At 69.7% G+C, this 11,447-nt stretch carries 14 protein-coding genes and 1 riboswitch; of the genes, 11 read left to right on the top strand and 3 right to left on the bottom strand.

Translation table 11 applies throughout. The annotated features are described in order from the left end of the window. The first annotated feature begins 48 nt into the window (after nt 1-48). Nucleotides 49-184, top strand: a riboswitch (cobalamin riboswitch). A 134-nt stretch (nt 185-318) separates the two neighbouring features. Continuing rightward, entirely contained in the window at nt 319-2,733 is a 2,415-nt protein-coding gene (locus ACLJPL_RS25360) for a ribonucleoside-diphosphate reductase subunit alpha (RefSeq protein WP_411083229.1), read from the top strand. Continuing rightward, nucleotides 2,733-3,749 (top strand): ribonucleotide-diphosphate reductase subunit beta, encoded by a 1,017-nt coding sequence (locus ACLJPL_RS25355; protein ID WP_411083228.1) that lies wholly within the window; start codon nt 2,733-2,735, stop codon nt 3,747-3,749. The genes ACLJPL_RS25360 and ACLJPL_RS25355 overlap by 1 nt, the downstream gene beginning before the upstream one ends. A 124-nt stretch (nt 3,750-3,873) precedes the next feature. Here ACLJPL_RS25355 and ACLJPL_RS25350 read toward each other — a convergent pair whose 3' ends face one another. Then, the gene (locus ACLJPL_RS25350; RefSeq protein ID WP_411083227.1) at nt 3,874-4,134 is read right to left on the bottom strand and encodes a hypothetical protein; all 261 of its coding nucleotides are present in this window, start codon (nt 4,132-4,134) and stop codon (nt 3,874-3,876) included. Nucleotides 4,135-4,356: 222 nt separating this feature from the next. Between ACLJPL_RS25350 and ACLJPL_RS25345 the strand changes: the two genes are divergently transcribed. From ACLJPL_RS25345 to ACLJPL_RS25330, 4 genes are read left to right on the top strand one after another with little or no spacing between them, the layout of a single operon-like run. After that, a complete protein-coding gene (locus ACLJPL_RS25345; protein WP_411083226.1) occupies nt 4,357-5,328 on the top strand; it encodes an ATP-binding cassette domain-containing protein in 972 nt (323 codons plus the stop codon). Beyond that, nucleotides 5,325-5,726, top strand: a complete 402-nt coding sequence (locus ACLJPL_RS25340; RefSeq protein WP_411083225.1) for a hypothetical protein — start codon at nt 5,325-5,327, stop codon at nt 5,724-5,726. The genes ACLJPL_RS25345 and ACLJPL_RS25340 overlap by 4 nt, the downstream gene beginning before the upstream one ends. 27 nt (nt 5,727-5,753) lie before the next feature. Next, nucleotides 5,754-6,185, top strand: coding sequence for an ABC-2 family transporter protein (locus ACLJPL_RS25335; protein ID WP_411083224.1), 432 nt, complete (start codon nt 5,754-5,756; stop codon nt 6,183-6,185). 6 nt (nt 6,186-6,191) lie between these two features. Then, on the top strand, nt 6,192-6,992 hold the full coding sequence (locus tag ACLJPL_RS25330) for an ABC transporter permease (RefSeq protein ID WP_411083223.1): 801 nt from the start codon (nt 6,192-6,194) through the stop codon (nt 6,990-6,992). Nucleotides 6,993-7,041: 49 nt separating this feature from the next. Here ACLJPL_RS25330 and ACLJPL_RS25325 read toward each other — a convergent pair whose 3' ends face one another. Both ACLJPL_RS25325 and ACLJPL_RS25320 read right to left on the bottom strand, forming a co-directional pair. Further along, on the bottom strand, nt 7,042-7,803 hold the full coding sequence (locus tag ACLJPL_RS25325) for a GntR family transcriptional regulator (RefSeq protein WP_411083222.1): 762 nt from the start codon (nt 7,801-7,803) through the stop codon (nt 7,042-7,044). A gap of 228 nt (nt 7,804-8,031) precedes the next feature. After that, on the bottom strand, nt 8,032-9,396 hold the full coding sequence (locus ACLJPL_RS25320; protein ID WP_411083221.1) for a hypothetical protein: 1,365 nt from the start codon (nt 9,394-9,396) through the stop codon (nt 8,032-8,034). A 293-nt stretch (nt 9,397-9,689) separates the two neighbouring features. Between ACLJPL_RS25320 and ACLJPL_RS25315 the strand changes: the two genes are divergently transcribed. The 5 genes from ACLJPL_RS25315 to ACLJPL_RS25295 are packed head-to-tail and all read left to right on the top strand — an operon-like array spanning nt 9,690 to nt 11,441. Continuing rightward, the gene (locus tag ACLJPL_RS25315; RefSeq protein ID WP_411083275.1) at nt 9,690-9,917 is read left to right on the top strand and encodes a hypothetical protein; all 228 of its coding nucleotides are present in this window, start codon (nt 9,690-9,692) and stop codon (nt 9,915-9,917) included. Then, nucleotides 9,914-10,222, top strand: coding sequence for a hypothetical protein (locus ACLJPL_RS25310; protein ID WP_411083220.1), 309 nt, complete (start codon nt 9,914-9,916; stop codon nt 10,220-10,222). The genes ACLJPL_RS25315 and ACLJPL_RS25310 overlap by 4 nt, the downstream gene beginning before the upstream one ends. After that, nucleotides 10,219-10,599, top strand: coding sequence for a hypothetical protein (locus ACLJPL_RS25305; RefSeq protein ID WP_411083219.1), 381 nt, complete (start codon nt 10,219-10,221; stop codon nt 10,597-10,599). Before ACLJPL_RS25310 ends, ACLJPL_RS25305 begins: the two co-directional genes overlap by 4 nt. Nucleotides 10,600-10,620: 21 nt before the next feature. Beyond that, on the top strand, nt 10,621-11,055 hold the full coding sequence (locus ACLJPL_RS25300) for a hypothetical protein (protein ID WP_411083218.1): 435 nt from the start codon (nt 10,621-10,623) through the stop codon (nt 11,053-11,055). After that, the gene (locus ACLJPL_RS25295; RefSeq protein WP_411083217.1) at nt 11,052-11,441 is read left to right on the top strand and encodes a hypothetical protein; all 390 of its coding nucleotides are present in this window, start codon (nt 11,052-11,054) and stop codon (nt 11,439-11,441) included. Before ACLJPL_RS25300 ends, ACLJPL_RS25295 begins: the two co-directional genes overlap by 4 nt. Nucleotides 11,442-11,447: the final 6 nt, after the last annotated feature.

Genomic DNA, 11,447 nt, shown 5'->3' with positions numbered 1-11,447 from the left:
AACTTCTGTTCACGCCGACACAACATGTGGGGGCTTCCTCATCGGGCGGCCCCCACATGTATGCTCGACCTCGCTGTCGCCGCAGGGGAATCCGGTGTGAATCCGGAACTGTCCCGCAACGGTGTGATCAGTGTGCTTTTGCACACCCGTAGTCCGACGACCTGTCGACAGCGCGTCCGGCTCGACCGAACCGGACGCCAGACGTCCGGGCCTCGCGGATGGGCCGGTGGACGCCGTGTGCAGTGCTGCCTTCATGGCACCGTGCTGCCCGGCTCCCCCTTCCCGCCGCCGGCCCCCAGCCGAGCGAGGGAAAGCCCAGTGACCATCGCGCCCGCCGATCCGGTTTCAGCCACCGAATCCGCTGCCTCCACCACGTCCGGAGCAGGCACGAACGACGGACCCGGGACCGCCCTGCTGCGGACCCTGACCGACCTCACCGTCGATCTGCCCGACACCGACCCCGGACGGGTCGCCGCCTCCGCGCTGCGCGGGCGCAACGCCCGGTCCGACGAGGCCGAGCTCCGCTCGCTGGCCACCGAGGCCGCCGCGGGCCTGATCTCCGAGGACCCGGCGTACTCCAAACTCGCCGCCCGGCTGCTGACCCGTACGATCGCCGACGAGGCCGCGAGCCAGGGCGCGACGTCCTTCTCCGCCTCCGTCGCGGTGGGCCACCGCGAGGGCCTGATCGCCGACCGCACCGCGGCCTTCGTGGAGCTGCACGCCAAGGCGCTGGACGAGCTCGTGGAGCGGACGCTCGCCGAGGGCGCGGACGACCGTTTCGGCTACTTCGGCCTCCGTACGCTGCACAGCCGCTACCTGCTGCGCCACCCGATCACCCGCCAGGTCATCGAGACCCCGCAGCACTTCATGCTGCGTGTGGCCGCGGGCCTCGCCGAGGACGAGTCGGTGCGGGCGCTGGACGAGGTCGCCGCGCTCTACGGGCTGATGAGCAAGCTCGACTACCTCCCCTCCTCCCCCACGCTCTTCAACTCCGGCACCCGGCACCCGCAGATGTCCTCCTGCTATCTGCTGGACTCGCCGAAGGACGAGCTGGACTCGATCTACGACCGCTACCACCAGGTGGCGCGCCTCTCGAAGCACGCGGGCGGCATCGGCCTCTCCTACTCCCGCATCCGCGCCCGTGGTTCGCTGATCCGGGGCACCAACGGGCACTCCAACGGCATCGTGCCGTTCCTCAAGACGCTGGACGCCTCCGTGGCGGCGGTGAACCAGGGCGGCCGGCGCAAGGGCGCGGCCGCGGTCTACCTGGAGACCTGGCACGCGGACATCGAGGAGTTCCTCGAGCTCCGCGACAACACCGGTGAGGACCAGCGCCGTACGCACAACCTGAACCTGGCGCACTGGATCCCGGACGAGTTCATGCGCCGCGTCGACGCGGACACCGTCTGGTCGCTGTTCTCCCCCGCCGAGGTCCCCGAGCTGGTCGACCTGTGGGGCGACGAGTTCGACGCCGCCTACCGGGCGGCCGAGGCCAAGGGCCTGGCCCGCAAGACGATTCCGGCGCGTGAGCTGTACGGCCGGATGATGCGGACCCTCGCGCAGACCGGCCAGGGCTGGATGACGTTCAAGGACGCCTCCAACCGGACCGCGAACCAGACCGCCGAGCCGGGCCGGGTCGTGCACTCCTCGAACCTGTGCACCGAGATCCTCGAAGTCACCGACGACGGCGAGACGGCCGTCTGCAACCTGGGCTCGGTCAACCTGGGCGCGTTCGTGGCGAACGGCTCGATCGACTGGGAGCGCCTGGACTCCACGGTCCGCACCGCGGTCACCTTCCTCGACCGGGTCGTCGACATCAACTTCTACCCGACCGAGCAGGCCGGGCGCTCCAACTCCCGCTGGCGTCCGGTCGGCCTGGGCGCCATGGGCCTCCAGGACGTCTTCTTCCAGCTGCGGCTGCCGTTCGACTCGCCGCAGGCCCGCGCGCTCTCGACGAAGATCTCCGAGCGCATCATGCTGGCCGCGTACGAGGCGTCCTGCGACCTCGCCGAGCGGTCCGGCCCGCTGCCCGCCTGGTCCGAGACGCGTGCCGCGCGCGGTGTGCTGCACCCCGACCACTACGACACCGAGCTGAACTGGCCGGAGCGCTGGGACGCGCTGCGCGCCCGGGTCGCGAAGACCGGCATGCGCAACTCGCTGCTGCTGGCCATCGCGCCGACCGCCACGATCGCCTCGATCGCCGGTGTGTACGAGTGCATCGAGCCGCAGGTCTCCAACCTGTTCAAGCGCGAGACGCTCAGCGGTGAGTTCCTCCAGGTCAACGCCTACCTGGTGGACGAGCTGAAGAAGCTCGGCGTGTGGGACGCCCGCACCCGTGAGGCGCTGCGCGAGGCCAGCGGCTCCGTGCAGGGCTTCGCCTGGATCCCCGAGGACGTGCGGGCGCTGTACCGCACCGCGTGGGAGATCCCGCAGCGCGGTCTGATCGACATGGCGGCGGCCCGTACGCCGTTCCTCGACCAGAGCCAGTCGCTCAACCTGTTCCTGGAGACGCCGACGATCGGCAAGCTCTCCTCGATGTACGCGTACGCCTGGAAGCAGGGGCTGAAGACGACGTACTACCTGCGTTCGCGCCCGGCGACCCGGATCGCCCGTGCCGCGTCCGGGCAGGTGGCGGCCGCCGCCCCCATTCCCGTACAGCAGGCTTCGGCTCCCGACGCGGACGCCATCGCCTGCTCCCTCGAAAACCCTGAGTCCTGCGAGGCATGCCAGTAATGAGCACCAACGACAACAAGAACTTGCTCGACCCGGGCTTCGAGCTGACCCTGCGTCCCATGCGCTACCCGGACTTCTACGAGCGCTACCGGGACGCGATCAAGAACACCTGGACCGTGGAGGAGGTCGACCTCCACTCGGACGTCGCCGACCTCGCGAAGCTGTCGCCGGGCGAGCAGCACATGATCGGCCGGCTGGTGGCGTTCTTCGCGACCGGTGACTCGATCGTCTCCAACAACCTCGTGCTGACGCTGTACAAGCACATCAACTCCCCCGAGGCGCGGCTCTACCTGTCGCGGCAGCTGTTCGAGGAGGCCGTGCACGTCCAGTTCTATCTGACGCTGCTGGACACCTATCTGCCCGACCCGGACGACCGGGCGGCGGCGTTCGACGCGGTCGAGGAGATCCCCTCGATCCGTGAGAAGGCCCAGTTCTGCTTCAAGTGGATGGACTCGGTCGAGAAGATCGACCAGCTGGAGACGAAGGCCGACCGCCGCCGCTTCCTGCTGAACCTGATCTGCTTCGCGGCGTGCATCGAGGGGCTCTTCTTCTACGGCGCGTTCGCGTACGTGTACTGGTTCCGCTCGCGCGGGCTGCTGCACGGTCTCGCCACGGGCACCAACTGGGTGTTCCGTGACGAGACGATGCACATGAACTTCGCGTTCGAGGTCGTGGACACCGTCCGCAAGGAGGAGCCGGAGCTCTTCGACGACGCGCTCCAGCAGCAGGTCACCGACATGCTGAAGGAAGCGGTCGAGGCGGAGCTCCAGTTCGGCCGCGACCTGTGCGGCGAGGGCCTGCCGGGCATGAACACCGAGTCGATGCGCCAGTACCTGGAGTGCGTCGCCGACCAGCGGCTCGCCCGCCTGGGCTTCCCCACGGTGTACGGCTCCGAGAACCCGTTCTCGTTCATGGAGCTCCAGGGCGTCCAGGAGCTCACGAACTTCTTCGAGCGCCGCCCGTCCGCCTACCAGGTGGCGGTCGAGGGCTCGGTCGGGTTCGACGACGAGTTCTAGGCCCTGGCCGTCTGTTGCGGCAGCTTGTTCCGGTGGCGCCGCCCCGCTGTGCGTTCAGCACGGTGGGGCGGCGCTGCGTCGTGTGCGCCCGTACCGGGTGGCCGGGGCCCCGTCACCGGATCGCTCAGACCTGCTGCGGGTGCCCGCCGTCGCCCTCCACGACGAGCCGGTCCGTGCCGGGCTCGTCCCCTCCCTCGACGACCGTCACGTCGACCTTCCCGTCACCGGTGGTGTCGAACTGGTACAGGTCCGCCGCGCCGTCGCCGGTCGTGTCGGTGACCCACACATCGGGCTTCCCGTCGCCGTTGGTGTCCGCGCTGAGGAGGACGTGGTGCTCGTCCCCCTGGGTCACGGGCGTCTCTTCGATGCTCTCTTCGGTGTCCATGGCGGCCGGTTGCCCCTCCGGCGCGCTTCGAAACCGCGGGATGGCGGTGCCGGCGCTCCGGGAGAGAGGGCGCGACGCGGCCCCGCGGACCGCGGCAGGGCGAGATCACGGCTCGGAGAAGACCGGCCGAGCGGAAATCAATTGGACTAGACCAAGCCTTCGTGTGCACACTCTCCGCTCGACCCCGCCCGACAGGGCCGGCCCGCTCCAGGAGAGGCGCACATGTCCGTCATCGAAGTGGCAGACCTCGTCAAGGAGTTCACGCGGCCCAAACGGCAGGAGGGCGCCTTCGCGGGCATCCGCACGCTGCTGACGCGTGAGCAGACCGTCAAGCGTGCTGTCGACGGCGTGAACTTCGAGGTCCAGCAGGGCGAGATGGTCGGCTATCTCGGCCCCAACGGTGCGGGGAAGTCCACCACGATCAAGATGCTCACCGGCATCCTCGTGCCCACGTCCGGCACGGTCACGGTGGCCGGCGCCACGCCCTGGCGAGAGCGGTCCCGCAACGCCCGCCGGATAGGCGTGGTCTTCGGCCAGCGCAGCCAGCTCTGGTGGGACCTGCCACTGCGCGACTCGCTCTGGCTGATCAGCCGTCTCTACGACGTGCCGCAGGCCCGGTTCCGCGAGAAGCAGCGGCAGTTCAGCGAGGTGCTCGACCTCGGTCCGTTCCTCGACACCCCCGTCCGCCAGCTCTCTCTGGGCCAGAGGATGCGCGGCGACCTGGCCGCCGCGATGCTCTACGACCCGGACATCCTCTACCTGGACGAGCCGACCGTCGGGCTCGACGTCATCGCCAAGGAGCGGATACGCGCCTTCGTCGGGGAGCTGAACCGCGCATCGGGCACCACGGTCGTCCTCACCACCCACGACCTCGACGACGTCGAGGAACTCTGCGACCGGATCATCCTCATCGACCACGGCAAAGTCGCCTACGACGGAGCGGTGGACGAGCTCAAGACCCGCTACGCCCCGCACCGCGAACTCGTGGTGCAGACCGACCGGCTGGAGAGCGTGGAGGGCGCGGAGGTCGTCCGCCGGGAGGAGGGCAAGGTGTGGCTGCGCTTCGACCCCGTCCGCACACCGCCCGCCGAACTGGTGGCCGCGGTGCTGGCGCAGCACCGGGTGACCGATCTGTCGATCGTGGAACCCGAGCTGGAGAGCGTCATCCACCGGATCTACGCGGACCGCGGATGACCGCCACGACGGCCCGCGCCGCGGCGAAGACGCCCCCCGCCGCCGCGAAGCGGCCATGGGCGACGCTGCTCCGGGCCCATTTCGCCTGCGCCCGGATGGAGTTCCGGGCCGCACTGACGTACCGCACGTCCTACTGGTCGTCCTTCGCGATGATGCTCCTGCAGATCTGGTTGCTGACGGTGGTCTGGAAGGCCCTCTACGACGGCCGTGCGGAGGTGGACGGACTCAGCCTCACCACCATGACGGCGTACGCGACGCTGACGACGCTCCAGTACCAGCTCGTCAGCCCGTGGCGGTCCTCCCCCGTCGACCAGCGGGTACGGGAGGGCAAGGTCGCCGTGGACCTGCTGCGGCCCATCGGCTTCCCCGGGCAGATGCTCGCCGGCCAGCTCGGGTAGGCGTCGGCCGCGGTCCCGGTCCTGCTGGTGGCCCTGCCGTTCGCGCTGCTGATCGGCGCGGGCCGGGCGCCCGCCTCGGCGGCCGCGGGGTTCGCCTACCCCGTGGCGCTGATCGGCGCGCTGCTCGTGAACCAGTTGCTCGGGCTGCTGCTCGGCATGGTCTCCTTCTGGACCCTGGAGGTGAGCGGCGCCCTCATGGCCTACCGCTTCGTCGCGCAGTTCTTCTCCGGCGCCCTGGTCCCGCTGTGGTTCATGCCCGGCCCGGTCAGGACGGCCGCGGAGTGGCTGCCCTTCCAGGCCACCGCGTACACCCCGGCGGCCGTCTACCTGGGCCAGGTCGAGGGCGCGGGCATCGCGGCCGCCCTCGGGGTCCAGCTCGCGTGGATCACCGCGCTCGGGGCACTGGCCGCGTTCGTCTGGTCGCGCGCCCGGCACCGCGTCATGTCACAGGGGGGATGAGGGATGATGCGAGGTCCGCGCGTCTATCTGCTGCTGGCGGGTGCGGCGTTCCGCGCCGAGTTCCAGTACCGGGGGAACCTGTTCATCAACATCATCGGCGGCCTGTTCTACCAGGGCGTCGGGCTGGCCTTCATCTGGGCGGTGCTGGACCGCTTCGGGCAGGTCGGCGGCTGGGGACTGGGGGAGATCGCCTTCCTCTACGGGATGAGGCTCACCGCCCACGGCCTGTGGCTGCTCCCCGGTCACCAGCTGATCCACGTCGACCATGTCGTCGTCGAGGGCGAGTACGACCGCTATCTCGTCCGTCCGGCGCCGCCGCTGGTCCAGCTCCTCACCCGCAGGGTGGGGCTGAGCTCGATCGGCGACCTGACGGGCGGACTGGTCCTCCTGTCCATCGCCTCGGCCTCCGCGCCGGTCGACTGGTCGCCGGGAGCCGTCTGCTTCCTCCTGCTCGCGGTGGTGGGCGGTGCACTGGTGGAAGGCGCCCTGCAACTGGCCGCCTCGGCGCTGGTCTTCAGGATGAAGCGGGTCTCCCCCATCAAGTTCGCCATCGACATGATCTTCAGCGACTTCGGCAACTACCCGCTGAAGATCTTCGGCCCGGTGGCCGGCTTCGGGCTGACCTTCGTCTTCCCGCTGGCCTTCGTCGCCTATCTGCCGGCGACCGTGCTGATGGACCGGGAGGAGGAACTCGCCGTGCCGGAATGGCTCGCCTGGGGCGCTCCGGGCATCGGCGTCGTGCTCATGTACGCCGCGTACCGCTTCTGGGAGCGGCAGTCCCGCCATTACGAGAGCAGCGGGCACTGAGCGGGGCCGCCGGGGCGTCGGGGCGCGGGGCGGGACGGTGCCGCGCGGTTCACGCGTCGAAGTCGTACTCCAGGACATAGGCCGCCGCGTCCAGGACCATCTCGTTGACCTCCACGGGGCGGCGATCCTCCTCCGCGAAAGCGGTCCGGCAGACGAGTATGACGGGCGTACCGGCAGGAAGGCTCAGCTTCGACGCCTCCTCCGGCAGGGGCATCCGGGAGCGGATCTCCTCCCGGAAGCGGACGGGTCGGCGGCCCAGTTCGGCCAATCGCGCGTAGACGCCGCCCGGGCCCGTGTCCGGCTGGGTGATGGCCGAGCCCCCGACCAGGGACGTGGGGAGGTACGAGGTCGACAGCAGGACCGGTTTACCGTCCAGGACGAACCGGCGACTCCTGATCCAGGCCCGCCCCTCGCCCCCGAGTCCCAGCACCCGCGCCACACCCTCCGGGGCAGCCCCCTCGCGTACCTCCAGCTGGTCCACCACCAGGTCCCGACCCTCAAGGTCCGCTTCCCAGACAGAGCGGCCGGACCCCCACTGCTCGCTCGCCAACCGCTGGATCCCGCGACGCCTGAGCGGCTGGAAGGCTCGAACGAAAACGCCCACGCCTTTCCGCGCTTCCGTCAGCCCTTCGCTCTGGAGCACGCTCAACGCCTGCCGAACCGTCATGCGCGCCACGCCGTACTGCGCCATGAGGTCGTTCTCGCCGGGAAGGCGGCTCCCCGCTCCCCATGCTCCTGACTGGATCTCCGCCTTCAAGGCGTTCGCGATCCGCTGGTACTTGGGCTCACGGCGGCTGGCGTCGGTGGCCATCAAACGGGTTCCTCTCCTTTCCGGACAGCTTAGGCCCGCCCCTCACTCACGCGACATCCGGGCAGGCTCAGTGAGCCGATCGGCTGTCTCCACCTGGGCGTCGGCCAGATGACTTTCCGTCAGGTGGCCGCGAGTGGGAGATCCAAGTGGCCACCCACCAGTAGTTCGGAGAAGGACATAGGCCGCCGCGTCCAGGACCGTCTCATTGTCCTCCACGGGACGGTTTCCTTACTGCCCGAGGAGGTAGAGCGCGCGCTCATCGAGCTCCGCCGCACAGCGCACCCCGCGAGCGCGGAACCTCGCGATGTCCTTGCGCATGTTCTTCACAGCTTTGCGTGTACGCGTTGACTGCACGCCGTCCATATGGTCGATGGCCCGGTTCCAGATCTCACACGCCTCCTCGATCCGTCCACGCTTGAGCTGCATCTCCGCGCCAGCCACGAGGTCGAGGGAGACGATCCGCGCATAGGTCGTGGCGGGGCGGGCGGCCGCCGCTCGGGCGTACTGGGCGGCAGCGGCGCTGAAGTCGCCCAGCGTCTCGTGCACCTTGGCCAGCCGGGAGTAGACGGACGCGGCGGGTGGTCCCCAGGCCAGAGCCCAGAAGGGAGTCTCGTCGCCCTTGTCAGCGGCGAGGAGTTCACGGACCCGTTCGACCTCGGCCACAGCGGCTCGATGTTGTCTGCTCTTGGCGAGGGTGTGGGCGTGGACGACACGGAACAGGGCCATGGTCGCGTTGTCGACCTTGCCCTTGGCTCGGTTCAGTCCGGTTTCCGCGAGGCCCTGGCAGTGCTCGGGACGGTGGAGCTTCAAACCCTGCATGGCCATGGTGCGCATGATGAACCCGTCGTGCCCGGTGATGCCCGACTCGACGGCCAGTGCGTAGGACTGGAGGTAGTAGCGCTGGGCGAGTCCCTGCTGTCCCGCGTCGTAGGACTTCCAGCCCAGGAGGTGCACACCCCGGCTGGCGGCGGAGAGCATGTGCTGGCGCATCTCCTCGTTGCGGAAGCGGGCACGGCACAGCGGTGCGACGTCGTCGCGGAGGTACTGGACCAGGGCTGAGCGTCCGTGGCGGCCGCCGTGGCGTTCGTCCATCTCGGAAAACATCCTCACCATGTCCCTCACCGCACGCACCTCGGCCATTCCGACGATGCGTCCGGTGCGAGCGGCAGCCGACCTGTCGACCACCTCCTGCACGTAGTCGAGAGGCAGTGCGGCAGCGGCCACCGAGTAGGCGGAGCTGGTCAGGAAGGTTCGCCGGTCCAATTCGGCCCTCCACATCGGCACCAGGGCGTCGATCGGGTCCGCCCCGAGGGACAGGCCCATAGTGTCATTGTCTGCCACATCCGGGCTGGGCAAGCCGAGGTCGGCCGGCGTGAGCAGACGGCCGAGGTGCCGGGACAGGGCGGCGGCCAAGAATCGAGCGGTCGTCTCCTGTGGTACGACACCGTTGAGCCAGTGCCGGATCATGCCCTTGTTCGTGGCCAACTCGATGCCGCACTCGGCAGCGACCTGCCGGACGGCCTTGGCGAGTGCTTCATAGGTGAGACCCGACTCGGAGATGCGATCCCGCAGCCGCTGGTTCCGTGCGCTCATGGTCGTTCCCGCCCCCGTGATACCCGTGATACCGCTTGCCCTCCTCGTCACCGTACCGCCTCACGCCTACTACGGGTTGACTGTTCATCACGCCGGGCGACCGCTCCCACGAGGGAGTTCCGGGGACGCGTCACGCCTGACCACGTTCCACCGGACGTGACGGCGTCCCAAGGCTGACCGGGCGTCAAGCCGCGAAGGGCCGCGCTGCGTGCACGGCCTCCGGCGGCCCGGTGCCCGCTCATGTACCGGCGATCGACATACCCCTGCAGAGAAGGGAACAAGTGCGAGTGGAGATGGAGCCCTTGCCACCCGCCGTGGGTGCGCTCCTGGTCGACACCAGTCGCGGCGACCGCGTGGGCGAGTTCCGTGGGGTCGCCGGCTGCTACTGGTCGCTGCGGCCCGTGGGCGGCAGGCGGGAGTGGGAGGTCGAGCCCCGGTACGTACGGCCCGCGCTGGTCATAGAGCAGCTTCGGGCCCGTATCGCGCGGATGAACGCACGCAGTCGGGGGGAAGTGCTGTGAGTACCCTCGCCTGGTTACGGGTTCGGCTCGCCCTCGCCCTCGGGGCCGCCGAGGTCCGGCTGCGGCTCCGCTTCCCCGGCCTCATGTGGGCGCTCACTCCGAGCCCGGCCGAACACGACGTACCCTTCGCCGAGTTGCAACGTATCGAGTCCGACCCCGCCTACCGGGCGCTGTTCCTCGCCCGGTTGGGTGCGGCGATCACCGACCGGGACGCCGAACGCGAAGCGATGGTGCATGCGATCGAGGCGGCGGCCGACCGGCTCCGGGCCCTGACCCGCACCGACAGCGACGAGCATGCCGCATGACGCGCGCGAGCTACGCCGCCGAGGTCACCATGTCGCACGGGCAGCGGTTCGTCTCACTCGGCGGTGTCACCGTACGCAACCGGCGGCTCGTGCTCCTGTGGCTCCGCAGACAGGCCCTCCGCCTCGCCAACGGCCACGGGCTCGCCACGGCCGCCGACACGCTGCCGCTGCCGACCCGAGACGTGCGGCCCGTCCGCTTCCACGGCTCCGACGCGCCCGAGGGGCTGCGGTGCTGGGCCACCGACAACCGGCGTCAGGACGACGCGATACGCGCCCTCGAAGCCGGCTTTCCCCTCCTGTTCACCGTGGTCGACCCGGCAGTCGGGCTGAGCCTGACCCTTTCCGGGTGGCGCGGCTGTCTGACCGACCACGTGTAGACCTCCACGGAAGAGACCCATGTGCTGCAATGCACCGCAGTAACCCGGGCTCCCGTCAGCGACGTACTGACCGCCCTCGTCACCATGGACGGCGGGCCCGACGACCCGTCGCAAGCCCTCGCCCCGACTCACTACCTCCTGTGCGAACTCGGTGAGCACGACACCCGCACCGAGCACGCCGCGCTCCTGTGGCCGGCCGAAGTGCCCCACCGGCCCGCCCTGTGGTTCTTCTGGACCGGCAGCGGCACCGACCGCGCCCACCGGATCGTGACCAGGCCCTGGTGCCCCGCCGTGCTCCGCATCTTCGCCACCGACTCCGTGTTGCCGTGCGCCTTCTTCGACCACCACACCGCACCCCACTCCTGGGGCGTGAGCGATCCGCTCAGCGACCTGATCGCCGGGCCGGCCGGCTCAGGCGACACCACCGACGACCCGAACAGTTGGGATCAACCATGAACCAGTGCACGGCCGTTGCCCTGCTGCCGCCTCCCGACCACGTCATCGCCCTGTCCATCCCCGGACACCGCCCCGAGCCCGGGTACGTCCTCTGCGAACTCGGCGAGGACCACGAGGGTGGCGATCACGCGGCGATGCTGTGGGACGTGCGCGATCGCCCCGAAAGCGCCGTCTGGGTCCGGTGGGACGCCGGCCGCGCCCGGCTCACAAGGCTCCTCTGGTGCCCTACCCTCGACTCCCGCCGCGAGGCGTGCGGGCTGTTCGCCCAGCATCCGTCCGGCCACAGCTGGGAGGTCACCGACCCCGTCCACGAAGCGATCACCCTGGCCCTCGTGGAACAGCACCCCCACCCGTACCCCCAACACACCGACGAGGGCGGGGAGTAGGCATAC

Origin of the sequence: Streptomyces sp. cmx-18-6, from assembly GCF_046548915.1 — a bacterium.
Taxonomy (GTDB): Bacteria; Actinomycetota; Actinomycetes; order Streptomycetales; family Streptomycetaceae; genus Streptomyces.
This window is presented reverse-complemented; position numbering and strand designations above follow the sequence as displayed.